Origin of the sequence: Streptomyces sp. NPDC059740 (genome assembly GCF_042733155.1) — a bacterium.
GTDB lineage: Bacteria > Actinomycetota > Actinomycetes > Streptomycetales > Streptomycetaceae > Streptomyces.
In genome coordinates this window covers 34,506-58,434 of record NZ_JBHWGP010000010.1, presented here as the reverse complement: position 1 = coordinate 58,434, position 23,929 = coordinate 34,506, and the positions used below count along the sequence as shown (strand labels likewise).

Here is a 23,929-nt window from a genome sequence, read left to right as displayed (position 1 = left end):
GGGCTCGCGGGGTGTCCGCCGGTGCCCGGAGCCTGGGGCGTCCCGGCCGGCGACCGGGGCCTCGGCGGCCGACCGACGCGGGCGCGGCCGCTGTTCTCCGCCCTGACCCGATCAGATGCTGCGGGCGTTCCAGGCCAGGAGGGCGGGGCGCCCGTGTTCGGTGCCGATGAGGCCCACGACCCCGGTGTGGAAGGTGAACAGCGCCCCCGCCGAGGGCGGCAGGCCCAGTCGCCGGGCGGTCAGGACGCGGAGGAAGTGCCCGTGGGCCACCACCGCCACGTCGCCCTCCCCGTCCTCCTGGGCCAGCAACGGCTCCAGGCGGGCCAGCACGCGGTCGGCGCGGGCTCCGACGTCCGCCGGCTGCTCACCCGGGTGGTCCGGTCCGCCGGGCGCGACGCCGTCGGTGAACAGGAACCAGTCGGGCCGCTCCCGGTGGATCTCGTCGGTGGTGATCCCCTCGTAGCCGCCGTAGTCCCACTCGGCCAGGTCGGGGTCGACGGTGTAGTCCTCGAACCCTGCCAGGTCGGCGGTGCGCAGCGCGCGCTTGCGGGGGCTGACGAAGGTGGCCGCGACATCACGGCCGGCGAGGACCGGCCGCAGCGACCGGGCCTCGTCCTCACCCTCCGGCGTCAGCTCCTGCTCGGAGTAGCTGGTGTGCCGGCCGGACCTGCTCCACGGCGTCTCACCGTGGCGGATGAGCAGAAGGTCACGCACCGGTGCCCTGCGTTCCCTCAGCCCCCTGGCCGCCCTGCTGCTCCTGGGCCTGCGCCTCGGCGACGGAGGCACGGACCTCCTCCATGTCGAGGTTGCGGGCCTGGCCGATCACGTCCTCCAGGGCCGCCTCCGGCAGCGCGCCGGGCTGGGCGAACACGGCGATGTTCTCCCGGACGATCATGAGGGTGGGGATGGACTGGATCTGGAAGGCCTGGGCCAGCTCGGGCTGGGCCTCCGTGTCCACCTTGGCGAAGACCAGGTCCTCGTGCTTCTCCGAGGACTTCTCGAAGACCGGCCCGAACTGCTTGCACGGGCCGCACCACTCGGCCCAGAAGTCGATCAGGACGAAGTCGTTCGCGGAGACGATCTCGTCGAAGTTGTCCTTGGTGAGCTCGACCGTGCTCATCAGCTGTACCTGCTTCCGGTGTGGGTCGGTTTCGTGCCTGCTCCGTTGGCGGGTACCCAGATGACCGGGCCACCCGCTGGGGCAACGGGACGGCCCTGGGAGCTGTTCCCCGGACCGGCCGCCGCGGCACCCCTTCCCCATCCGAACACATCCAGACCCGGGACCGCGCGCCGGGCACCCTCCGTGAGACATGCCACACCGAGCGGATCCATGGGCACCCGGCTCCGGGAGGGCTCCCGCCGTCCCCGCCGAAGGCGCGGTGGACGTCCGGCGACCGGGAGGCGGCGGCTTGTCCGCAAGGCGATCGCCCGTCCGCGGAGAACACCTCGGGAACGAATGGGGAAACATACGGAAAAACACCTCGGAGTGCCATTTCACAAAGGCAACGTGGGTAATTTTCTGTCACGCACTTCTCCCCTGCTCGGGACCGAATTTGCAGACACCGGCGGTCCCCTTTGCTTTTTGACTCCGTTGACGCCCCCCGGGGGCTGTGCCAGCATCTCCCCGCCAGCGCTCCAAGCAGGACCAACTCCCTCCACCCCATGGGCAGTTGGCGGGACACGGTCCTCGACGAGAGGAGACCGACATGCGCTACCTCTGGTGAATTCGTGGCGGTCGCGGCCTGCGCCTTCGAGGCAGCCGCCGCGACCGCAGCACCGCGGTGCGGAAGACGGACCACTGCTCCGCGCCGGGCCCGTCAGGCAGGTCAGGCACGCCAGGCAGAGGACACGGATCATGGACGCTTCCCCCGCACCGCGGTACGACCCGTTGTCCCCCGAGGCCGTCGCCGACCCGCACGTGTTCTACCGCGGGCTGCGGGAGACCGGCACCGTCCAGTGGCACGAGGTCCTGGGCGCCTGGGTCGTCACCGGGTACGAGGAGTGCCGGCGGGTGCTGGCCGACACCGCGGGCTTCGGCTCGGACTTCCGCCGCGCAGGCGAGGACGTGCCCGACGCCATGCTCAGCATCCAGTCGCTCGACCCCCCGGACCACGGCGCGGTCCGGCACCTCCTGGTCAACGCCCTGCACGTGCAGTCCCCCGCCTCGATGGCCGCACACGTCACCGACATCGCCGCCGCCGGACTGCGGACGCTCCTCGCCGAGCGGGGCGAGATCGACTTCGTCGGGCGCTACGCCCGCCCGGTGGCCCTGCGCACGATGTGCGACTTCCTGGGCGTGACGGCTCCCGAGGGCGCCGCCTTCGAGGCGACGTCCAACGCCGTGGTGCGCTCCATGGACGCCGGGCTCGACCCCGGGCGCGGCGCCCCCGGCCTCGCGGCCCGCCGCGAACTGACCCGACTGGTCGGCACCTGGCTGGACGAGGCGCCGCCGGACGGCTTCCTGGGCGCGGCCGAGCGGATGCGGCAGGAGGAGGGCACCGTCTCGCGGGCCGTGCTGGAGAACTCGATGCGCGGTGTCCTGCACTCCGGCTACGAGTCGGTGAGCCGCCTGATGGGCAACGCCATGGCGCGGCTGGCGACCACCCCGGGGCTGCTGGACCGGGCGGAGGCGGCACAGGCTCTCGACACCCTGGTGGACGAACTGGTGCGCCTGGAGACGCCGGTGCAGGCGGACGCCCGGGTGTGCGTGGCCGAGCGGGTCCTCGGCGGTCACCGCATCCCGCGGGGGGACGTCGTCCTGCTCTTCCTCGCCGCGGCCAACCGCGACCCGGCCGTCTTCCCCGCCCCCGACTCCGTCGGCCTGGAGCGCCGCCGCGGCCTGCACCTGACCTTCGGGCGCGGCGCGCACGCCTGCCTCGGCGCGGCCTTTGCGTCGATGCAACTGCGAGCGGTGCTGGAGGCCTGCCTGCGCGCCGGGGTCCGGTTCGAGGCGGTGCGCCCACCGGTGTACGAGCCCACCGCCACGCTGCGCGGCCTGAGCGAACTCACCCTCACCGCGCGCCGGGCCGAAGCCGCCAGGCCGCAGCCCGCCGGTACCGCCTGACGGCATCGGCCGGCCTTCCCGCCCGGCCCCGCACCTGCTCCGGCGCCGCGGGGCCGCTCCCGCCTGCCCCTGCCCGGTGGGCCCAACACCTCGCGGCACGGCGCCCGTCGACGGCCGCGCCCCGCACGAAAGGGAGAGCATGCGAAAGATCCTCGCGTCCGGCCGGGGGGTGGCCGCGGCCGCCGCCCTGCTGGTGGCGTTCACCGCACCGGCGGCGGCCGGTGCGCCGGTGTCCGCCCCGCCCGCCGCCGGCGGCCCCGCCACCGGGACGCTCGCCGACCGGCTCGCCCGGGAGGTCACCGCCGCCAGCGTGCTGCCGCATCTGACGGCCTTCCAGAACATCGCGGATGCGAACGGCGGGAACCGCGGCTACGCCGGGCCCGGCTTCACCGCCTCGGCCGACTACGTCGCCGGAAAGCTCACCGCCGCCGGGTACCGCGTCACCCGGCAGGCCGTCCCCTACACGGACTTCGCGGTGCGCCGCGAGAGCCTGTCCGTGACGGACGCGGCCACCGGCTCCTCGCGGGAGGTGCGCACCTTCATGGTCCGCCGGTCTCCGCAGACCGACGCCGCCGGCCTGTCCGCGCCCGTCGTGGCGCTGCCCGAAGGGCGCACCGGCTGCTCAGCGGCGGACTACGCCGGTCTGCCGGTCGCCGGTTCCGTCGTGCTGATGCCCCGGGACGCCTGCGGTTGGGGCGGTCAGCAGGCTGCGGCCGCCGCCGCGGGGGCCCGTGCGGTGGTCCTGTGGTACCCGACGCCCGTCCCCGGCAACATCTACCGTCTCCAGGCCATGGCCTCCCTCTCGCTGCCCGTCGCGACCGTCTCCCAGAGCGACGGCGAGCGGCTGGCCCGCCAGGCACGCGCCGGCGCGACCGGTGTCCGGCTGACCCTGCGCGGCGAGGAGGTGTCCCGCACCACCGAGAATCTGCTGGCCGAGACCTCGGGGGGCGACCCGGACCACGTGGTGATGGCCGGCGCCCACCTCGACAGCGTCCCCGAGGGGCCCGGCATCAACGACAACGGTTCGACTGCGGCGGCGGTGCTGCAGACGGCGCTCGCCCTCGCCCCGCAGCAGTCGCGGGTCAGGGAGAAGGTGCGGTTCGCCTTCTGGGGCGCCGAGGAGCTGGTCGACGTCGGCTCCGGCTACTACGTCTCCCACCTCTCGGACGCCGCCAAGGCCCGGATCTCGGTGCTGCTCAACGGCGAGCTGATCGCCTCACCCAACGCCGGCAGGTTCGTCTGGGACTCGCCCGGGGGCTTTGGGCACGAGGCGGCCGACCTGCTCGCCGGCTACTTCGACCGCCGCGGCCTCCCGTACCAGCGGGTGACGCCGGAGAACGTGGGCTCCGACCACCTGGTCTTCAAGGAGGCGGGTGTCGCGGTGGCCGGGCTGGACGGCGGCAACCTCCAGGTGAAGACGGCGGAGCAGGCCGCCCTGTTCGGGGGCCGGGCGGGCGAGATGTTCGACTCCTGCTACCACCAGGCCTGTGACCGCCTGGCCAACCTCGGCACCGGCGCCCTGGACACCAACTCCGCCGCCCTGGCCTACCTGGTGGGGGCACTCGCACAACGCTGAGCAGCGCCCGCGAGCACCGCCCGGAGGCACCACTGCGACCGGTGGCCCCGGGCAGGCCCCGCGGGGCGCGGCTTAGGTGCGCCGGCCCCTCCCGCGACGTCCCCGGCGCTCGGCCGGGGCACGCCGCGGGTGCCGTGCGGCAGTGGCCTCACCAGCCGACGGCGACCTCCAGCCACTGCGGGTCGCCGTGCGAGACGAACGAGGACTGGCCCGCGTAGTCGTCGTAGGGGAAGCCGTAGGCGAGGTGGTTGATGGCGTGGTCGTGCCAGAACTTGGCGTAGTAGTTGGCGGGTGCCGCCTGGTAGAAGAGGCCGGGCGTCGACCACTGGTCCTGGGGCAGCTGCGCCACGTGCCGGTTGAGCGCCGAGCAGGTGGCGGCGTCGTTGGCCAGCGGTCCCGAGCACCCGGTGATCTGCTGCGTGGTGGCGTTCACGCCGACCGACTGGGCGTACCCGGTGAAGTAGTCGGCGTTCGCCCCGCCGGGCTGGAACGCGGCCACGCTGCCCGGCGCCGGGATGTGGTAGGGCGCCTGTACCGTCGCGAGCTGCTTGAACTCGGCCGGGACCTCGTCGCTGAACTCCTTGAAGGTGGCGTCCCGGTCCTGCTGGAAGGTCGCGTAGTCCTCGCCCACCTGGGCGTCCGACCCGTCGTGCGAGTGCAGTCGCATGGCCAGCTTCAGCCCGAAGCCGTCGACGCGCGTGGTGTTGCCGTTGAAGACGTCCGCCCCGACGGTGAACTCGATGAAGTCGGAGTACTGGCTGTCGGGCGAACCGAGGTGGAAGTACATGCGGCCGGCGGAGTTCGCGGGCATGTCGAGGTAGGGCTGTTCGGCGATGGAGTGCGTCTCACCGTTGAAGGTCCAGAAGACCTGGTCGTCGGGGTACTTGCCGTTGGTCCGGTTCAGGACCGCGACGGTGAGGACGTTCTGCGCCGCCGGTATGGAACCCGTGTCGCCCCAGAACGAGTCGGGCGGCGGGTCGCCGGCCGCGGCGAGGGCGGGGGTGGTGGTGCCGGCGGCCTGGGCCGCGGGCGTGGCGCCGAAGGCGCAGGCGAGCAGGGCGAGGGTGGCGCCTGCGAGGAGCGCCGCGGGACGTCGGCGGAGGGGCCTTACTGGGGACACGTGTCCTCCCTGGGTGGGGGTGAGGCGGTCGCGCACGTGCACGACCGCTTTCCAGGCGGTGGCGCGCGGTCCGGAGGGTGGGGCCTCGGCCCGGTCGGGGAACCGGCGGACGAGCGCGCGTCCCAGAGCTTTGTCAGGCCACATGCACCTGTCAATTGTGAACGCGGGAGTGGCTGAAACCGAGCGGCTGCGTTCGGGGGTTGAAGGCAATGCAGGGCCAGGGCCTTTCTTTTGGATCAGGCCGGCGCGGAGCCCGGCCGGCACCGGCCTGCCGGCCGGCCACCGCCCGGACCGTGCCGCTCGCGCCCGGCCTGCGCCGACCGCCCCCGGCGCGCGCCGCGACCGCACGGCGCGCGCGGAGGGCACACCACCCCTGCCGCTTCCTTTCGATGTTTGTGCCCGGCGAACGCGTGAGCGCCCCCTTTCACGCCGTGGTGGCCCCCTCCTCCGCCCTGTTTGGCTTGGCCTGCGCACACCGGACGTCCCGCCGGCCGCAGGCCGTCCCGTGCGCCTTCGTTCCACCGTCCTGGGAGGGGGTGTGCCAGTACCGGACCGGCATCCCTGAGGAGTTCCAGCCCGGCCTCGACGTCCCGTTTCACGGGCCTCGACGAGGCCGCCGCCCCCAAGTACCCCGTCACCGCCCACTACTCACTGGCCATCCTCGTACCCGACGCGGCCGGCGTCCTGGAGAAGGTCCGGATCGGCCCCGACCGCCGACCGATCAGGTGGAGCACGAAACCATGAGCACCTCCCCGCAGGCCGCCACCCCGTTCACGCTTCCCGGCCCACCGAGCCTCGCCCGCACCGCGCCCAGCCGCCGCGGTGGGGCGGTCCCGGGCCTGAGGTACCGCCCCGCCACCCCCGCGGACCCGCAGAAGGCCGCGGAGGTCGACCACCGGCTGGAGGAGTGGGCCCGCGAGCTGGACCTGTTCCCCCCGGCCTGGAGCGGCGACTTCGCGGAGTTCCAGGTGGGCCGGGCCGTGGCGCTGCAGCACCCCGCGGCGGCCGACCTCGAACGGCTCACCGTCGCCGGCAAGTTGCTGCTGGCGGAGAACATCGTCGACAGCTGCTACTGCGAGGAGGACGAGGGCCGGGGCGCCGAACGGAGCGCCCTGGGCGGGCGGCTGGTCCTGGCCCAGTCGGCCCTCGACCCGTTCCACTCCACCGCGGCGCAGGAGGCGCAGTGGCGCGAGGGAGTGCAGGCCGACGGGCCGCTGCGGTCCTACCACTGGGCGCTCAGGGACTTCGCCGAAATCGCCACGCCGAGCCAGGTCAGCCGCTTCGTCCACGACGTTGCCCGACTCCACCTGGGCTACCTCGCCGAGGCCTCCTGGGCCCAGTCGCGTCACATGCCCCGGGTCTGGGAGTACCTGGTCATGCGGCAGTTCAACAACTTCCGCCCCTGCCTGTCCATCGTCGACGCGGTGGACGGCTACGAACTGCCCGAAGCGCTCTACGCCCGGCCCGAAGTCCAACGTGTCACCGCCCTGGCCTGCAACGCCACCACCATCGTCAACGACCTGTACTCCTTCACCAAGGAGCTGGAGAGCGACCCCGAACACCTCAACCTCCCCCAGGTGGTGGCGGCCAACGACCGCTGCGGCCTGCGCACCGCCTACCTCAGGAGTGTCCAGATCCACAACGAGGTCATGGAGGCCTTCGAGGCGGAGTCCGCCCTGGTGTCCGCTCTCTCACCACTCGTGGCCCGGTACGTCCGCGGCCTGGACGACTGGGTCGCCGGCAACCACGAGTGGCACTCGACCAACACCCGCCGGTACCACCTGCCGAACTACTGGTGAGCCCGGACCCGTCCGACCGCCGGGCCCACCACCGCCAGACGCACCACAGCAAGGAGACACCTTGACCACCGCTCATGCCGGCACCGCCTCCGCACAGGTGCCGACCCAGTCCGTGTACCAGTCCCGCGTCGCGGACTACTGGAACGCCGAGGAGAACCCGGTCAACCTCGAACTCGGGATGATCGACGACCTCTACCACCACCACTACGGCCTGGGCGAGGCCGACCGGTCGGTGCTGGAGGAGCAGGACCCGGAGCGCCGCCGCACCCGGATAACTGCCGAACTGCACCGGCTGGAGCACGCCCAGGCCGAACTCCTCGCCTCCCACCTCGGTGACCTCGCCCCCGAGGACCGCGTCTTCGACGCCGGGTGCGGACGTGGCGGCGGCAGCGTGACGGCACACCTGCGGTACGGCTGCCACGCCGACGGTGTGACGATCTCGGCCAAGCAGGCCGCCTTCGCGAACGAGCAGGCCCGTAAACGCGGCATCGACGGCAAGGTCCGTTACCACCACCGCAACATGCTCGACACCGGTCTCGCCACCGGCGCCTACGCGGCGTCCTGGAACAACGAGTCCACCATGTACGTCGAACTGGACCTGCTCTTCGCCGAGCACGCGCGGCTGCTGCGCCGCGGTGGCCGCTACGTGACCGTCACCGGTTGCTACAACGACACCTACGGCCAGGCCTCCCGCGAGGTCTCCCTCATCAACGCCCACTACATCTGCGACATCCATCCGCGCTCGGAGTACTTCCGCGCCATGGCCCGCAACCGGCTCGTCCCCGTGCATGTCGAGGACCTGACGCAGGCCGCCATCCCGTACTGGGAACTGCGCCGCCAGGCCGACCACCTGGTCACCGGCATCGAGGACACCTTCCTCAACGCCTACCGCAACGGCAGTTTCCAGTACCTGCTGATCGCGGCCGACCGGGTGTGAAGGGTGCGGGGCCCCGCCGGGTGCGGGGTCCCGCCCCGCCTCCTCAGACCCGGGTCGTCGAGACGGTCCCGCTCCCGCCGTCGCCCGCGGCGGCTGCGGGCTCCGCCTGCGCGGGCGGCGGTTCGGGGACCGGTGGGGGCCCGGCACACCAGACCACGGCGGCGCCCGCCGCGGCCACGACGAGGATGCCGGTGACGGAGAGCCAGCCGAGGTGTTCCCGCAGGACCAGGAACCCGGCCAGCGATCCGACCACCGGGTCGATGCTGAACAGGGTGCCCACCACGCGGGCCGAGGAGACCCGGGCGGCGACCGTGTCCACGGCATAGGGGACGGCGACGCCCATCGCTGCGACGGCCGCGAGAACCAGCCACTGCCCCGCGGTGACCCCGGCCACGTCGCCGATGCCGAAGGGGGCCGACACCACGGCCGCGACCGTCACGGACAGCGCCAGCCCCGAGAGCCCGGCATCGCCCTTCCCGACCTTCTCCGCGAAGACGGTGTAGAGGGCGAAGAAGGCCGCCGCCCCGAGGCCGAAGGCGTAACCGGCGGCGTCGAAATGACCGCCGGGCCCCGAGATCAGCAGGACCCCGGCGAACGCGGCCACGGCGCAGAGCCCTTCCCGGACCCTGCGGGAGGCGAGGAAGGCGACGGCGCACGGGCCGAGGAACTCCAGGGTGACGGCGACGCCCAGGGGGATGCGGTCGATGGCCGAGTACAGGCAGAGGTTCATGGCCGCCATGGCCACACCGTAGGCGACGACGGACGCCCACTGGGCACGGCTGCGGCCCCGCAGGCGGGGCCGGAAGACCGCGCACAGGATGACGGCGGCGATCGCCGTGCGCAGCGAGCTGACCGGGAGCGGCCCGAGGGAGGCGAACAGGCGCGCGGCCAGCGCGGAGGAGAGCTGGATCGCGGTGGAGCCGACCAGGATCAGGCCCAGGGCCTGCCGCGCCCCACGCCGGCCGGTGGGTGGCCTCACCCCTGCCTCCACGCGGTTGCGGGCCGCCCCGGCAGGTCCTGTGCCGTCAGGGCCCGGTAGGGGCAGCCGTTGCTGTCGCCGAGGAAGTACTGGGGCAGCTCCGGCGCCTCCCCGTGCGTGCCCAGGTGGGGGGAGGGCGCGATCGCGTCGTAGTGGGCGAGCCGCAGGCGTATCCGGCGCCGGGCGGCCGCCGCGCTGCCCGGGAGCCGGTCGAAGCTGGCGCGGGACTGGACGACCAGGGTGAAGGGGGTGCCCAGGTTGCGGCTGCGGCGCAGCCGGTGGTGGCGGGTGGAGACGTTGACGAAGAAGTCGATGCCCCGGTACCAGAAGTTCCAGCCGGGATCGGCCGGGTCGCGGGGAGCGTCGTCCGGCCACGCCCCGTCCGCCTCCAGGAGCGTGCACAGGATCTGCCGGAACGCCCGGTGGTCGTCGTCCAGGCCCCGGCTGTCGATTCCGTCCAGCCAGACCACGACGACCTGGTCCGGGTCCTCCCAGATGGCCTGGGCGGCCAGGTCCATCAGGGTGACCGCGGCGTCCCAGCCGTCCTGCCGGACGTCGCCCGCGCCGAAGAGGAGTTGGTCCTGGCGCAGGGCCTGGGGGGCGAAGACGCACGGGAAGTCCCGGGCCCCGGCGATGCGGGTGAACTCGGCCAGGTGGCCTGCCAGGCCGGCGGGGAGTTCGTCCTTGCGCAACAGGCGATCGTGGGTGAGGGTTCCGGACACCGCTTCTCCGTTCTGGCCCGCGACCGGCGGGCGGTTCCATGACAGGGCGATGAGGAGCGTGGGGCACCGAGGCGCGCCTACCGGGTCCCGGGCGACCTGACGGGCGGCTCGGGCACAACCTGGCAGGCGCCCCGGTGGCTGTCCAGTCACCCGGCTCCTCCCGCACCTGATACGGCGGATCGCCCTGCGCGCGCCGGGCCCGGGTGCGCTGCTGCCGGGGCGCGCCGGCGGTGGTGCGGGGAGTGTGCGGCGGGTGGCCGGCCGGGGCCCGCGGGCTGCGGCCGGGGCGCCACGGGGCACGTCAGCTCACGCCGGGCCGGGAGTGCCCGTGCGCACCGCGTAACCCCGATTTTCCCCGGCACGTGACGGGCCCGAAACCCGGTCTCCCTACGGTCCTTCGCCAGGGGCCGCCGCTCGGCGGATGTCCGAGGGCCCCGCACGGGAGCGGGCACGCGCAGCAGGGTGGAGTACCGGTGGCTTCTGACGTGAAGGACGGCAGCGTCCGTACGGTCTGCTCCTACTGCGGTGTGGGCTGCGGCATCGTGCTCGACCTCCGGCGGGACGGCGAGGGCCGCCGCCGGGTCGCCAGGGCGACCGGGGACCGCAGCCACCCCGTCAACCACGGCCGTCTGTGCACCAAGGGCGCGACGAGTGCGGACCTGATGGCCGCCCCCGGGCGGCTGGCGAAGGCGCTGGTGCGCCCGGAGCGCGGGGGGCGGGCGGCCGAGACGGAGGTGGACGAGGCCGTCGCCACGGTCGCCGGCAGGCTGCGGGCGGTCCTGGACGAGCACGGGCCCGACGCCCTGTCGTTCTACGTGTCCGGGCAGATGTCCCTGGAGGCGCAGTACCTGGCCAACAAGCTGGCCAAGGGCTTCGTCCGGACGAACCAGATCGAGTCCAACTCCCGGCTGTGTATGGCCTCTGCGGGTTCCGGCTACAAGCTGTCGCTGGGCGCGGACGGTCCGCCCGGGTCCTACCAGGACTTCGACCACGCGGACGTCTTCCTCGTGATCGGCTCGAACATGGCCGACTGCCACCCGATCCTGTTCCTGCGGATGATGGACCGGGTCAAGGCGGGCGCCAGGCTGATCGTCGTCGACCCGCGCCGTACCGCGACCGCCGAGCGGGCCGACCTGTTCCTGCAGATCGAGCCCGGCACCGACCTGGCGCTGCTCAACGGCCTGCTGCACCTGCTGGTCGCGGACGGGCACACCGACGAGGAGTTCATCGCCGACTTCACCGAGGGCTGGGAGGAGATGCCCGCCTTCCTCGCGGACTACCCGCCCGACCGGGTGGCCGCCATCACCCACCTCGACGAGGCCGACATCCGCCGGGCCGCGCGGTGGATCGGTGCGGCCGGCGCGTGGATGAGCTGCTGGACCATGGGCCTGAACCAGTCCACCCACGGCACCTGGAACACCAACGCCCTGGTCAACCTGCACCTCGCCACCGGCGCCATCTGCCGCCCGGGCTCCGGCCCCTTCTCGCTGACCGGTCAGCCCAACGCCATGGGTGGCCGCGAGATGGGCTACCTGGGCCCCGGCCTGCCCGGCCAGCGCTCCGTCCTCGTCGACACCGAACGCGCCTTCGTCGAGGAGTTGTGGGGCATCCCCGAGGGCTCCCTGCGCACCGAGGTCGGGCGCGGCACCGTGGAGATGTTCCAGCAGATGGCCGCCGGGGAGATCAAGGCGTGCTGGATCATCTGCACCAACCCGGTCGCCTCCGTCGCCAACCGCAGGACCGTCATCGCCGGCCTGGAGGCCGCCGAACTCGTCATCACCCAGGACGTCTTCGCGGAGACCGAGACCAACGCCTACGCCGACGTGGTGCTGCCAGCGACGCTGTGGGCGGAGTCGGACGGCGTCATGGTCAACTCCGAGCGGAACCTGACTCTCGTACCGGGCGTGGTCGACCCGCCCGGCCAGGCGCTGCCCGACTGGCAGCTGATCGCCCGGGTGGCCTGCGCGATGGGCTTCACCGAGGCGTTCACCTATACCTGTGCCGAGGAGGTCTTCGAGGAGCTCAAGCAGGCGTGGAACCCCGCCACCGGCTGGGACCTGCGGGGCGTGAGCTACGAGCGGCTGCGGTCCGCACCGGTGCAGTGGCCCGCCCCGGCCGGCGACGGCACGGACCGCCACCCGATCCGGTACCTCAACGACGGTGTGAGTCAGACCCCTCTGGTACGCGAGGACGGCACCCGTCCCCGCCTGGCCTTCCCCACCGCCGGCGGACGCGCCCGGTTCTTCGCCCGGCCCCATCTGCCGCCCGCCGAACTCCCCGACGACGACTTCCCGTTCGTCCTCAACACCGGTCGCCTGCCGCACCAGTGGCACACCCTGACGAAGACCGGAAAGGTGGCGAAGCTCGGCAGGCTCAACCCCGGCCCGTTCGTGGAGGTGCACCCGGAGGACGCCCGCGCACTCGGCGTCCGGGAGGGCGACCACCTCGAGGTCGCCTCCCGCCGCGGACGGGCCGTCCTGCCCGCCGTGGTCACCGACCGGGTCCGGACCGGCACCTGTTTCGCCCCCTTCCACTGGAACGACCTCTTCGGCGAGTACCTCAGCATCAACGCCGTCACCAGCGACGCCGTCGACCCCGTCTCCTTCCAACCCGAGTTCAAGGCCTGCGCCGTCGCCCTGTCCCGGACGGCCGCCCCCATCCCGGTGACGCCTGCGAGCCCCCGGCCCGAACCCGCCGTGGCCGTCACCGCGCACCGAGGAGCCCCCGTGCCCCCCGTCCCGGCCCAGGTTTCCGCAGCCGCCCCGGCGGGCGCCGCCCTCCCCGCGCTCGCCGCGCTGTTCGGCACCGGTGACCTCCCGGCAGCGCCCCTGTCGGAGCCGGAGCGCCGCTACCTCTCCGGCTACCTCTCCGGCCTCGCCCTCTCACCGCCCGACGGCGGCGTCCCGGTCCTTCCTCCCGGCGCGCCCATCGCCCCGGGGAACGCCCTGTGGGTGGACGGGGTCCTGGCCGGCGCCTACTCCCGCGCCGCCACCGCACCCGGAACCGCCACCCCCACTCGCCGCCTGGTCCTGCTGTGGGCCTCCCAGACCGGCAACGCCGAGGAGACGGCCGCCGGAGCCGCGTCCCACCTCACCCGGGCCGGCCTCTCCCCCGAACTGCTTCCCATGGCGGACGCCTCACCGGCCCACCTCACCGCCGACTCCGACGTGCTGCTGTTCACCAGCACCTTCGGGGACGGTGACGCCCCGGACAACGGTGCCGGCTTCTGGCAGGCGCTGTCCGCGCCGGATGCCGGGCGGCTGGCGGGCGTCCGGTACGCGGTCCTGGCCTTCGGCGACTCCAGCTACGACGACTTCTGCGGTCACGGTCGCCGGCTCGACGAGCGGCTTGCGGAGCTCGGCGCCACCCGGCTGGTGGAACGCACCGACTGCGAACCGGACTACGAGAAGGCCGCCGAACAGTGGCTGGGCCAGGTCGTCACCGCTCTGGCCACGGCCGGCGAGGAGCCTGCCGCGCCGGCGGAGGCGGCCACCGCGCCCGGCCCGGCCGGGCCCGGGCGCACCCCGGCCGCCACCCCACCGCCGGCTCCTGTCCCCACCGCGTACACCAGGGACTCTCCGTTCCCCACCCTCCTGGTCGGCAACCGGCTGCTGAGCCTGCCGGAGTCCCAGAAGGAGGTGCGGCAGTTCGCCTTCGACACCCGTGACGGTGAACTCGCCTACGAGGCCGGCGACGCACTCGGTGTGTGGCCGGCCAACAGCGCCGGGCTCGTCGCCGAGTGGCTCGCCCTGACCGGACTCGACCCCGACGAGCCCCTCGACCTCGCCGGCACCACCCCCCTTCCCCTCGAAGAGGCCCTCCGCACCCGCCTGGACATCACCCGGATCACCCCCGACCTGCTCAGGTTCGTGGCGGACCGCGCCGGCGGCCACGAACTCAGGCGCCTGCTGCGCCCCGACAACAAGGACGAGCTGGCGAAGTGGAGTTGGGGCCGTCAGGCCGCCGACGTCCTCGCCGCCTTCCCGGTCCGTGCCGCAGCTGCGGAGTGGGCCGGGGTCCTCAGGCGCCTCCAGCCCCGGCTGTACTCCATCTCCTCCAGTCCCCTGGCACACCCCGGCGAGGTCCGCCTCACCGTCTCCGTCGTCCGCTACACCAACGACCTCGGCCGGGACCGCAAGGGCGTGTGCTCGACCTACCTCGCCGACTGTGCGGACGACGGGCCGGTCCAGGTCTTCGTGCAGCGTTCACCGCACTTCCGGCCGCCGGCCGACCCGGCCACCCCCATGATCATGGTGGGTCCGGGAACGGGGGTCGCCCCGTTCGTCGGCTTCCTGGAGGACCGCCGGGCGCGCGGGCACACCGGCCCCAACTGGCTCTTCTTCGGCGAGCAGCGCCAGGCCACCGACTTCTACTACCGCGAGGACCTGCGGGCGCACCAGGCGTCCGGCCTGCTGACCCACCTCGACCTCGCCTTCTCCCGCGACCAGCGCAACAAGGTCTACGTCCAGGACCGCATGCGGGAGAACGGCGCCCGCCTGTGGCAGTGGCTCCAGGACGGCGCCCACTTCTACGTCTGCGGCGACGCGGGGCGCATGGCCAGGGACGTCGACCGGGCGCTGCGAGACGTCGTCGCCACCCACGGCCACCTGCCCGAGGAGGAGGCCGCCGGCTACGTCAGGGGCCTGTCCACGGACAGGCGCTACGTCCGCGACGTCTACTGACGGGCACGCCCGCCCGGCCGCGACGGCGTGTCTCAACTACCTTGCCAGCGCGTCGACTTGAGCAGTCAGCCATCCCGCCTGAGCGAACCCTCAACACCCCGTACGGCCCCCTTCGGCGCTCTGGACCCGCAACCCCCATCAGAGCATCATTACACCTATTGCATACACCACTGATGTAATAACGAGCCGGGCCGCACGCTCCGCAGCCACTTCACCGAGGGCGTGCGCCTGGACGTCAGACCCTCCGCAGAGGATCGGAGGCGCTACGAGCGCCCGATTGACGAGCCGGGGCCGGTGCGTTTGGCGCGCCGCCGGAAAAGATGCGGTCGGACGAGGCGGCGGGCGAGCACGAGACGCCTTTTGCGCTTCGGACGAGCACCGGGCGAGCTAACGATCTTGACGGGTAGGAGAAAGCCCCCGCAGAAGCGGGGGCAACTCTCTTGGTGCTGCTCAGGAGGGGTGCCCTCCCAAGTGCCCGGGTGGGGCGGGTGGGACTCGAACCCACGGCCGACGGATTATGAGTCCGCTGCTCTAACCGGCTGAGCTACCGCCCCCCGACGGCGCGCCGCGCACAGGTGTGCGCGCCGTCCGCCGCAGCATAGCCGCTCATACGATCTGATGCCCGGGTGGGCCCAGCAGCGGCTCTGCCGTGGTCGGGTACGTCTCACAGGAGTCCCCGAGGCTCGCCTCCGGTTCCCCGGACGGCGGGTTTCCACACGAAAAAGGACCCCGATGGGGCCCTCTCTCGTCTGCTCCCCCGACTGGACTCGAACCAGTAACCCTCCGGTTAACAGCCGAATGCTCTGCCAATTGAGCTACAGGGGATCGCGCTCCCCCGACTGGACTCGAACCAGTAACCTGCCGGTTAACAGCCGGCTGCTCTGCCAATTGAGCTACAGGGGATTGCACATCTGCCGCGCCCCCACACTGCCGGAGGCTCTCCGACGGCGTGCGGTCGCTGCGCCACATACATTAGCGCAAGCAGGGGGGTGCTCCGCCAATCGGTTGTGCCGGGCCCCCGCGTCCCTCCGGTTCCGGAGGGGTGGCGAGCCCGGGACGCCTCCCGTCCGGGGCCCTCGTCGCCCGCGGGGTGGATCAGGCGTCCGGCCGGGTAGGCGCAGCACCACTGAAGTGGTTCGACGCGTGAGGCGCGGCGATCCCAGGCCGCACGGGGGCACCCGGGCGGGACGCACCTATAGGAGAGGTGGGAGCGATGCGCTACCGACTGACCTTCGTCGCCGGGCTGGCCGCCGGCTACGTGCTGGGTACACGGGCCGGCCGTGAGCGGTACGAGCAGCTGCGGGCCGCCGCCAGGCGGGTCGCGGGCAACCCCGCGGTCCGCAACACGGCGGAGTCGGCCGCGGTCAACGGCCGCGGCGTCGCCTTCAAGGCGTTCGACAAGGTCTCCGAGCGGATGGGCGACCGGATGCCCAGCGCGGTCTCCGAGCGCGTGCACGCGCTGCGGGACCACGACGGGCACCGCGGGGACGGCTGGGGCTCGGGGACGAGCTGACCGCCGGCCGCGGAGCGGTCGGGAAGTGGCGGGGGCGGGGCGGCCCGGAGGTCGCCCCGCCCCCGCCGCGGTTCTGAAGCGGGGGCGGTGCGGCCGGGGCTCGGGGGGCTCCCCCGTCAGCGGGGCTGTCCCCGGCATGCGGCATCATCTACGCATGGCAATAGTCGCCGGGCTCGACAGCTCCTCCGACAGCACGCGCATCGTGGTGTGCGACGCCGAGACCGGCGCCGTCATCCGGGAGGGCTACGCCGCGCACCCCCTTGAGAAGGGGCAGGAGGTCGATCCGCAGGCCTGGCTGATGTCGCTCGGTGAGGCGGCCGGCGGCGGTCTGCTGGAGGGCGTGTCGGCCATCGGTGTCTCGGCGCAGCAGCACGGTCTGGTGCCGCTGGACGCGGAGGGCGCGCTGGTGCGGCCGGCCCTGGTGGGCAACGACCGGCGGGCGCAGGGCGCTGCCGCCGACCTCGTCGACGCGCTCGGTGACCGGGGGGCCTGGGCGCAGGCCGTCGGCTCGGTGCCGCAGGCGGCGCAGCCGGTGGCGAAGCTGCGGTGGCTGGCCCGCGAGGAGCCGGAGCACGCCTCCCGCACGGTGGAGGTGCTCCAGCCCCACGACTGGCTGGTGTGGCAGTTGCTCGGGCGCCCGGCGCGGCGCACCACGGACCGCGGTGACGCCTCGGGGACGGGCTACTGGTCGGCGGCGGGCGACGTCTACCGTCCCGACCTAGCTGAGCTGGCGCTGGGCCACCAGGTACGGCTGCCGGAGGTGATCAGTCCGGCCGACGTCGCGGGGATCACGCCCGAGGGCCTGGTGATCTCGGCGGGGACGGGCGAGACGATGGCCGCCGCCTTCGGGCTCGGTGTCGGGCCCGGTGACGCGGTGGTCTCGCTCGGCGCGTCGGGCTCGGTCTTCTCCGTCCACCACGAGGCGCTGCCGGACGCCACCGGCACGATCCGCTCCTTCGCCGACGCCACCGGGCTGCACCTGCCGGTGGTGCACGTCTCCAACGCGGTGCGGGTGCTGCGGGGCACCGCCGAGCTGCTGGGCACCGACCTGGAGGGCCTCTCGGAGCTGGCCGCGCAGTCCACGCCGGGCTCGTACGGCCTGGTCATGCTGGGGTACCTGGAGGGCGAGCGCACGCCTCACCTGCCGCACGCCGCCGGCTCACTGCACGGGCTGCGCCGGGAGAGCATGAAGCCGGAGCACCTGGCCCGGGCCGCCGTCGAGGGCATGCTCTGCGGGCTGGCCGACGCGCTGGAGGTGCTGCGCCGCCGGGGCGTGCAGATCCGGCGGGTGTTCCTGCTGGGTGCGGCGGCGGAGCTGCCGGCGGTGCAGGCTGCGGCGCCGGGGCTGTTCGAAGCGCAGGTCGTGGTGGCGGAGCCCGCCGGTTACGCGGCGCTCGGCGCGGCGCGGCAGGCGGCGTGGGCGCTGGGCACGGCACACGGCCGGCTCTCCTCGTCCCAGCCGCCGGTGTGGCCGGCGCCCGGTTGCCGGGTGTTCGAGGCGGGCGAGGAGCTGCCGGTGTGGCAGGCGGTGCGTCAGCAGTACACGGCCGTGCGGGACGAGATCCATCCCGGGGCCTTCGAGGAGGCGTGAGGCCGGTTTCGGCCCCCCGGCGGCGGCTGCCGGGCCCCGGGCTGCGAGGGTGTGCGAGGCGGCCCGCCGTGGTGCTCCCGCCGGCCGGGGTCGGCGCGCACGTCAGTCGAGGTAGCCGCGCAGCTGCTGGGCGAAGGTGTGTTCGCGGAGCCTGCGGAGTGCCTTGGCCTCGATCTGGCGGATGCGTTCGCGGGTCACGCCGAAGAGGTGGCCGATCTCCTCCAGGGTGCGCAGCCGTCCGTCGGTGAGGCCGTAGCGGAGTGCGACGACCTCGCGTTCCCGGTCCCCGAGGGTCGACAGAACGGCTTCCAGGTGCTCGCGCAGCAGCAGGAAGGCGGCGGACTCGGCGGGGGAGGCGGCGTCGCCGTCCTCGATGAGGTCGCCGAGGGCCAGGTCCTCCTCCTCGCCGACCGGGGTGTGCAGGGAGACGGGTTCCTGGGCCAGCCGCAGGACCTCGCGGATGCGCTCCGGGGGGAGGTCGAGGTGGGCGGCGATCTCCTGCGGGGTGGGGTCGGCGCCGCGTTCCTGGAGGAGCTGGCGTCTGGTGCGCAGGACGCGGTTGATCAGCTCGACGACGTGGACGGGGACGCGGATGGTGCGGGCCTGGTCGGCCAGGGCCCGGGACATGGCCTGGCGTATCCACCAGGTGGCGTACGTGGAGAACTTGAAGCCGCGGGTGTAGTCGAACTTCTCGACGGCCCGGATGAGGCCGAGGTTGCCCTCCTGGACGAGGTCCAGCATGGTCAGGCCCCGGCCGACGTAGCGTTTGGCGACCGAGACGACCAGCCGCAGGTTGGCCTCGATCAGCCGGCGCTTGGCGGTCCGGCCCAGCACCACGAGCGCGTCGAGGTCCCGGGCGAGCCGGGAGTCCGGGTCGGGGGTGGCGCTCAGCCGCTCCTCGGCGAAGAGGCCCGCCTCCACCTGGCGGGCGAGTTCGACCTCCTCGGCGGCGGTCAGCAGCGGCACCCGGCCGATCTCGCGGAGGTAGTGGCGCAGCAGGTCGGCGGCGGGGCCGGGGCGGTCCTGGGGATGCGTGGGCAGGGCGGCGGGTGCGGTGTGCGGCACCTCGTCCCAGGCTATCGCGGTGTCCCAGGTGTGTTCGGCCTCGGCCTGGGCGACCGGGGGCGCGAGGGCTGGTGCAGCGGTGCCCTGGGGGGCTGCTCGCAGGTGTTCGGCCTCGGTGAGGCGGCTGAGGGGGAGCTGGGGGGAGGTGGTGGGTGGCGCGGGGGCGTCGCTGCGGGGCCGGGTCTGCACGGGGCGACCTCCAGGTGATCGCTGTCGCGGCTCAGACGGCTGGGCTGACCGACTCACGGTCACGACCGGTCGGGCCCGTGCGGCGCCGGCCGGTGCCGGGTCGGTACGGGGCCGGCCGCCGGGCCGCGCGGTCGCGCGTCGCCGCGGGGACTGCGGCGCCGGTCCCAGTGTGAGGGACGGCACACCGCGGCCACGAGGGGCGTGCAGCAACTTTCCCGGCACCGGGTGTCAGCGGAGCGCAGCGATGTGGTCACCGGCGGGCGAGGCGGGCCGGTGGGCGCGGGGATGCGGACGGGCTCGGCGGCGTCCCCGGCGGGTCGGGCGGGCCTGGGCGGCGGGGAAGGGGCGCCGGCCGCGTTACAGCGCCGCGTAGCCCTTCTCGCGCAGCGCCCGGCCGTACTGCTCCAGGACCCAGAGTTCGTTCTGCAGGGCGGTGAGGCGGTCCGGGTCGGCGTCGGGGCCGAGGCGGCGCAGGCCGCCGTGGAGCTCGGCGATGCGGGCGTTGACGGCGGCGAGGCGGACGGCGACGAGTTGGAAGCCGGCGTACTCCTCGTCGGGGTCGCGGCGGGTGTGGAGGGCCTCGACGGCGAGTTCGGTGACCATCGCGCGGACGGTGTCGTCGGGGGCGGCCTCCCGCACCCGGGTCAGGAAGTCGGTGCCGGCGCCGGTGGTACCGCCGGCCTCCTCGATGCACCGGCGGACCGCGGCGTAGGGCGGGGCGGTGAACTCGTCGAGGCCGTAGGCGTCGAAGGCGGGCGAGACCAGGTCGGGGCGTTGGAGTGCGAGCTTGAGGAGTTCGCGTTCCACGCGCAGCGCGGGGCGGCGCAGGTTCAGGGCGGGCCCGCGGGGCGCCTGGGGGGCGGCGGCCGTGCTCGCCGCGGCGCCGGCCGGGACGGGGCGTTCGGCGTAGCGGCCGGCCTTGGCCTGCTGGCCGTCGCGGCTGCGGGCGAGGCCGCGGACGCGCCGGATGATGGACTGCTCCTCGGCCTGGCTGGTGATGCCGACCATGCCGACGAGGTGGATGGCGTAGCGGTCGCGGAGGCTGGGGTCCTTGATGGCCGCGACGATCGGCACGGCGGCGTCGAGGGCGGCGACGCGGCCCTCCTCGGTGTCGAGGTTGTAGCGCGAGACGACCGAGCGCAGGGCGAAGCGGAAGAGCGGGGTGCGGGTCTCCACGAGGGCGGCGACGGCCTCGTCGCCCTCGGCGAGCCGCAGGTCGCAGGGGTCCATGCCGTCGGGGCTGACGGCGATGGAGGTCTGGGCGGCGAACTTCTGGTCGTCCTCAAAGGCGCGCAGGGCCGCCTTCTGGCCGGCGGCGTCCCCGTCGAAGGTGAAGACGACCTCGCAGGAGGCGTTGTCCATCAGCAGCCGGCGGAGGATCTTGATGTGGCCCTCGCCGAAGGAGGTGCCGCAGGTGGCGATGGCGGTGGTGACGCCGGCCAGGTGGCAGGCCATGACGTCGGTGTAGCCCTCGACGACCACGGCCCGGTCGGTCTTGGCGATGTCGCGTTTGGCGAGGTCGATGCCGTAGAGGACCTGGGACTTGTGGTAGATCGGCGTCTCGGGGGTGTTGAGGTACTTGGGCCCGTTGTCGTCCTCGCGGAGCTTGCGGGCGCCGAAGCCGACGACCTCGCCGGCGATGTCGCGGATGGGCCACATCAGGCGGCCCCGGAACCGGTCGATGGGGCCGCGCCTGCCCTCCTGCGCGAGCCCGCAGAGCACCAGCTCCTTGTCGCTGAAGCCCCGGCCGCGCAGGTAGCGGGTGAGGTGGTCCCAGCCGGCGGGGCTGTAGCCGACGCCGAAGTGCTGGGCGGCGTCCTGGCCGAACCCCCGCTCGGCGAGGAAGGTGCGGGCGATCTGCGCCTCGGGGCTCTCCAGTTGGTCGACGTAGTACTGGGCGGCGACCTTGTGGGCCTCGACGAGGCGGGTGCGTTCGCCCTGCTGCCGGCCGGGGGTGTAGCCGCCCTCCTCGTAGCGCAGGGTGATGCCGGCCTGCGCGGCGAGGCGTTCGATGGTCTCGGCGAAGGAGAGGTGGTCGATCTTCATGACGAAGTCGACGGTGTCCCCGCCCTCCTGGCAGCCGAAGCAGTGGTAGAGGCCCTTGGCGGTGGAGACGTGGAAGGACGGCGACTTCTCGTCGTGGAAGGGGCACAGGCCCTTGAGGTTGCCGCCGCCGGCGTTGCGGAGCTGGAGGTACTCCGAGACGACGGCGTCGATCGGGACCGCGTCCCGAACCGCCTTCACGTCCTCGTCCCTGATCCTGCCGGCCACGGGGGAAGTCTACGGGGCGCCGGTGACACCGGGGGCGGGGCGGGCGGCGGACCGGCCGCCCGCCCCGGGGCCGGTCCTCAGCCGGCCATGATCTCGGTGAAGCGTTCGACGCCGATGTTGCCGCCGGAGACGACGACGCCGACCCGGCGCGGCAGGTCCGGGACGCGGCCGGCCAGGAGGGCGGCGAGGCCGGTGGCGCCGCTCGGCTCCATGACGAGCTTGAGACGTTCGAAGGCGAACCGCATGGCGGCGCGGATCTCGTCCTCCTCCACCAGCGCCACCGCCTCCACCAGCCGCCGGTTGATCGGCCAGGTCAGCTCGCCGGGGGCGGTGGCGCCCTGCCCGTCGGCGATGGTGCGGGGCACCTCGGGCAGGTGGACGCGCTCCCCGGCGGCCAGCGAGCGGGCGGTGTCGTCGCCGGCGGCCGGCTCCACACCGATCATGCGGATGCCGGGGACCAGGGCGGTGGCCGCCGCCGACGAGCCCGCCAGGAGGCCGCCACCGCCCACCGGCACGACCAGCGCGTCCAGCGGCCCGGCGTCCTCGATCAGCTCCAGTGCCACCGTGCCCTGGCCGGCGATGACGTCGGGGTGGTCGTAGGGCGGGATGAGGACGAGCCCCTCCTCGGCGGCGAGCCGCCCGCCGATCTCCTCCCGGCTCTCGCTCCAGCGGTCGTAGGTGACGACCTTCGCCCCGTAGCCGGCGGTCGCCTCCAGCTTGGCCGTGGGGGCGTCGGCGGGCATCACGATCGTGGCGGTGGTGCCCAGCTCACGGGCGGCCAGCGCCACGGCCTGGGCGTGGTTTCCCGAGGAGTAGGCGACGACACCGCGGGTCAGCTGTTCCGGGGTCAGGCGGGACAGGGCGTGGTAGGCCCCGCGGAACTTGAAGGCGCCGACGCGCTGGAGGTTCTCGCACTTGACGTGGACCTCGGCGCCGGCGGCCGCGTCGAGGGTGCGGGAGCGCACCACGGGCGTGCGGTGGACGGCGCCCTCGATGCGCGCGGCGGCGGCCCGCACGTCGTCCAGGGTCACGGTCCTGCCGCGGGGTGCGGTGGCGGAGGAGTCGTCGGCACAGGTCGTCATGGCGGCAACGCTACGGAAGGAGCGAGGTCAGCGGTACTCCCGGGTCCGCCAGCGCCTCGCGGTCGGGCCGGTGGCCGGTGCGGATCAGTTCCTGGACGGGTCCCGTGGCCTCGCCCACGCCCACGTCCATGCCGGCCAGCACCTGTCCGTCGCGGAGCCAGAAGGCGACGAACTCGCGTTTGCCGGTGTCGCCGCGGACCAGGACCTCCTCGTAGGTGCCCGGCGGGGCGTAGCCGGAGTACTCCAGTGAGACGTCGTACTGGTCGGAGAAGAAGTAGGGCACCCGGTCCCAGGTGACGTCCTGGCCGAGCATGGCGCGGGCGGCGGCGGGGCCGCCGTGCAGGGCGTTGGCCCAGTGGTCGACCCGCAGGTCCGGCCCGTCACCGGCCTCGCCCCCGCAGACGACGGCGACGTCGCCCGCGGCGAAGACGCACGGGTCGGAGGTGCGCAGCGAGCGGTCGACGACCACGCCGCCGCCGGTGGGGCCGTGGGGGTCGGCGACGGTGAGTCCGGCGGCTTCGGCCAGCGCGGTGCGGGGGGCCGCGCCGATCGCCGCGAGGACGTCGTGGGCGGGGTGCTCGGTGCCGTCGTCGGTCTGGGCGGCGAGCACCACGCCGTCCTGCCCGGTGATCTCGGTGAGGGCGGCGCCGAAGTGGAACCTGACGCCGTGCTCCTCGTGCAGGTCGGTGAGGACGGCGCCCAGCTCGGGGCCGAGGACGGCGTGCAGGGGGGTGGGCCGGGGCTCGACGACCGTCACTTCGGCGCCGTAGCCGCGGGCCGCAGCGGCCACCTCCAGGCCGATCCAGCCGGCGCCCGCGATGAGCAGGTGCCCGTTGTCGCGGCCGAGGCCGGCGAGCGTGGTCCGCAGGCGGTCCGCGTGGGCCAGGCGCCGCAGGTGGTGGACGCCGACGAGGTCGGTGCCGGGGACGTCCAGGCGGCGGGGTTCGGCGCCGGTGGCCAGGAGCAGCTTGTCGTAGGCGATGACGGTGCCGTCGGCCAGGTGGACGGTGCGGGCCTGGGGGTCGAGGCGGACCGCGGGCGCGCCGAGGTGGAGTTCGATCTCGGCGGCGGCGTACCAGCCCGGTTCGTGGACGAAGAGGCTCGCGCGCTCCTCGCGGCCCGTCAGGTAACCCTTCGACAGCGGGGGCCGTTCGTAGGGGTGGTCGCGCTCGTCGCAGATGAGGATGACGCGGCCGGCGAAGCCCTCCGCGCGCAGCGTCTGCGCCGCCCGGGCCCCGGCCAGGCCACCCCCGACCACGACGAACGTCTCGTTTGCGTCGACCACGTGCTTCCTCCTCGCTGCGGCACGCCGGCGCCGCTCGCCATAAGCCCCCGTGTC

The 23,929-nt window shown here is 73.7% G+C and carries 16 protein-coding genes, 3 tRNA genes and 1 pseudogene; 8 read left to right on the top strand and 12 right to left on the bottom strand.

What is annotated here, in order from left to right; all coding sequences use genetic code 11:
• Window positions 1-111: 111 nt before the first annotated feature.
• Window positions 112-714, bottom strand: coding sequence for a histidine phosphatase family protein (locus ACFV3R_RS14735; RefSeq protein ID WP_385581268.1), 603 nt, complete (start codon window positions 712-714; stop codon window positions 112-114).
• Window positions 707-1,261 carry a thioredoxin gene (gene trxA, locus ACFV3R_RS14730; protein ID WP_385581265.1) on the bottom strand — a complete coding sequence of 185 codons (555 nt, stop codon included), beginning with the start codon at window positions 1,259-1,261 and terminating at the stop codon, window positions 707-709. Before trxA ends, ACFV3R_RS14735 begins: the two co-directional genes overlap by 8 nt.
• A gap of 594 nt (window positions 1,262-1,855) precedes the next feature.
• Between trxA and ACFV3R_RS14725 the strand changes: the two genes are divergently transcribed.
• Together ACFV3R_RS14725 and ACFV3R_RS14720 are read left to right on the top strand one after the other, a co-directional pair.
• Window positions 1,856-3,064, top strand: a complete 1,209-nt coding sequence (locus ACFV3R_RS14725; RefSeq protein WP_385581262.1) for a cytochrome P450 — start codon at window positions 1,856-1,858, stop codon at window positions 3,062-3,064.
• Window positions 3,065-3,203: 139 nt separating this feature from the next.
• Window positions 3,204-4,640 (top strand): M28 family peptidase, encoded by a 1,437-nt coding sequence (locus ACFV3R_RS14720; RefSeq protein WP_385581259.1) that lies wholly within the window; start codon window positions 3,204-3,206, stop codon window positions 4,638-4,640.
• 148 nt (window positions 4,641-4,788) lie between these two features.
• Here ACFV3R_RS14720 and ACFV3R_RS14715 read toward each other — a convergent pair whose 3' ends face one another.
• A complete protein-coding gene (locus tag ACFV3R_RS14715) occupies window positions 4,789-5,760 on the bottom strand; it encodes a glycoside hydrolase family 64 protein (RefSeq protein ID WP_385581256.1) in 972 nt (323 codons plus the stop codon).
• Window positions 5,761-6,305: 545 nt separating this feature from the next.
• Here ACFV3R_RS14715 and ACFV3R_RS14710 point away from each other — a divergent pair.
• From ACFV3R_RS14710 to ACFV3R_RS14700, 3 genes and pseudogenes are all read left to right on the top strand, one after another.
• Window positions 6,306-6,504: pseudogene (locus ACFV3R_RS14710) on the top strand (hypothetical protein); the annotation flags it as partial.
• Window positions 6,501-7,559 carry a family 2 encapsulin nanocompartment cargo protein terpene cyclase gene (locus tag ACFV3R_RS14705; protein ID WP_385581253.1) on the top strand — a complete coding sequence of 353 codons (1,059 nt, stop codon included), beginning with the start codon at window positions 6,501-6,503 and terminating at the stop codon, window positions 7,557-7,559. The pseudogene ACFV3R_RS14710 and the gene ACFV3R_RS14705, both read left to right, overlap by 4 nt.
• A gap of 61 nt (window positions 7,560-7,620) precedes the next feature.
• Window positions 7,621-8,496 (top strand): geranyl diphosphate 2-C-methyltransferase, encoded by an 876-nt coding sequence (locus ACFV3R_RS14700; protein ID WP_385581250.1) that lies wholly within the window; start codon window positions 7,621-7,623, stop codon window positions 8,494-8,496.
• A gap of 43 nt (window positions 8,497-8,539) precedes the next feature.
• Here ACFV3R_RS14700 and ACFV3R_RS14695 read toward each other — a convergent pair whose 3' ends face one another.
• Both ACFV3R_RS14695 and ACFV3R_RS14690 read right to left on the bottom strand, forming a co-directional pair.
• Window positions 8,540-9,475, bottom strand: a complete 936-nt coding sequence (locus ACFV3R_RS14695; RefSeq protein WP_385581248.1) for a DMT family transporter — start codon at window positions 9,473-9,475, stop codon at window positions 8,540-8,542.
• Complete coding sequence (locus ACFV3R_RS14690) at window positions 9,472-10,197, bottom strand: YqcI/YcgG family protein (RefSeq protein ID WP_385581245.1); 726 nt, start codon at window positions 10,195-10,197, stop codon at window positions 9,472-9,474. Before ACFV3R_RS14690 ends, ACFV3R_RS14695 begins: the two co-directional genes overlap by 4 nt.
• A 473-nt stretch (window positions 10,198-10,670) precedes the next feature.
• Between ACFV3R_RS14690 and ACFV3R_RS14685 the strand changes: the two genes are divergently transcribed.
• Window positions 10,671-14,879 (top strand): molybdopterin-dependent oxidoreductase, encoded by a 4,209-nt coding sequence (locus tag ACFV3R_RS14685; RefSeq protein WP_385581242.1) that lies wholly within the window; start codon window positions 10,671-10,673, stop codon window positions 14,877-14,879.
• 480 nt (window positions 14,880-15,359) lie between these two features.
• Here ACFV3R_RS14685 and ACFV3R_RS14680 read toward each other — a convergent pair.
• The 3 genes from ACFV3R_RS14680 to ACFV3R_RS14670 all read right to left on the bottom strand — a co-directional run bounded on the left by ACFV3R_RS14680 (window position 15,360) and on the right by ACFV3R_RS14670 (window position 15,782).
• A tRNA-Ile gene (locus tag ACFV3R_RS14680) sits at window positions 15,360-15,433 on the bottom strand.
• Between the two features lie 198 nt (window positions 15,434-15,631).
• A tRNA-Asn gene (locus ACFV3R_RS14675) sits at window positions 15,632-15,704 on the bottom strand.
• Between the two features lie 5 nt (window positions 15,705-15,709).
• A tRNA-Asn gene (locus ACFV3R_RS14670) sits at window positions 15,710-15,782 on the bottom strand.
• Between the two features lie 310 nt (window positions 15,783-16,092).
• Between ACFV3R_RS14670 and ACFV3R_RS14665 the strand changes: the two genes are divergently transcribed.
• Entirely contained in the window at window positions 16,093-16,392 is a 300-nt protein-coding gene (locus ACFV3R_RS14665; RefSeq protein WP_385581239.1) for a YtxH domain-containing protein, read from the top strand.
• Between the two features lie 154 nt (window positions 16,393-16,546).
• Window positions 16,547-17,983, top strand: a complete 1,437-nt coding sequence (locus tag ACFV3R_RS14660) for an FGGY family carbohydrate kinase (protein WP_385581236.1) — start codon at window positions 16,547-16,549, stop codon at window positions 17,981-17,983.
• 102 nt (window positions 17,984-18,085) lie between these two features.
• Here ACFV3R_RS14660 and ACFV3R_RS14655 read toward each other — a convergent pair whose 3' ends face one another.
• From ACFV3R_RS14655 to ACFV3R_RS14640, 4 genes are all read right to left on the bottom strand, one after another.
• Window positions 18,086-19,237: an RNA polymerase sigma factor gene (locus ACFV3R_RS14655; RefSeq protein WP_385581231.1), complete on the bottom strand. Its 1,152-nt coding sequence runs from the start codon at window positions 19,235-19,237 to the stop codon at window positions 18,086-18,088.
• 357 nt (window positions 19,238-19,594) lie between these two features.
• Window positions 19,595-21,508 carry a DNA primase gene (gene dnaG, locus ACFV3R_RS14650; RefSeq protein ID WP_385581228.1) on the bottom strand — a complete coding sequence of 638 codons (1,914 nt, stop codon included), beginning with the start codon at window positions 21,506-21,508 and terminating at the stop codon, window positions 19,595-19,597.
• A gap of 77 nt (window positions 21,509-21,585) precedes the next feature.
• Window positions 21,586-22,590, bottom strand: coding sequence for a pyridoxal-phosphate dependent enzyme (locus tag ACFV3R_RS14645; RefSeq protein ID WP_385581225.1), 1,005 nt, complete (start codon window positions 22,588-22,590; stop codon window positions 21,586-21,588).
• A gap of 10 nt (window positions 22,591-22,600) precedes the next feature.
• Window positions 22,601-23,875, bottom strand: coding sequence for an NAD(P)/FAD-dependent oxidoreductase (locus tag ACFV3R_RS14640; RefSeq protein ID WP_385581222.1), 1,275 nt, complete (start codon window positions 23,873-23,875; stop codon window positions 22,601-22,603).
• Between the last annotated feature and the right edge of the window lie 54 nt (window positions 23,876-23,929).

Coding starts and splice junctions, on each gene's coding strand:
- ACFV3R_RS14725 (WP_385581262.1), top strand. CDS start 1,856: ATGGACGCTTCCCCCGCACCGCGGTACGACCCGTTGTCCCCCGAGGCC.
- ACFV3R_RS14720 (WP_385581259.1), top strand. CDS start 3,204: ATGCGAAAGATCCTCGCGTCCGGCCGGGGGGTGGCCGCGGCCGCCGCC.
- trxA (WP_385581265.1), bottom strand. CDS start 1,261: ATGGGGAAGGGGTGCCGCGGCGGCCGGTCCGGGGAACAGCTCCCAGGG.
- ACFV3R_RS14660 (WP_385581236.1), top strand. CDS start 16,547: ATGGCAATAGTCGCCGGGCTCGACAGCTCCTCCGACAGCACGCGCATC.
- ACFV3R_RS14705 (WP_385581253.1), top strand. CDS start 6,501: ATGAGCACCTCCCCGCAGGCCGCCACCCCGTTCACGCTTCCCGGCCCA.
- ACFV3R_RS14665 (WP_385581239.1), top strand. CDS start 16,093: ATGCGCTACCGACTGACCTTCGTCGCCGGGCTGGCCGCCGGCTACGTG.
- ACFV3R_RS14645 (WP_385581225.1), bottom strand. CDS start 22,590: ATGACGACCTGTGCCGACGACTCCTCCGCCACCGCACCCCGCGGCAGG.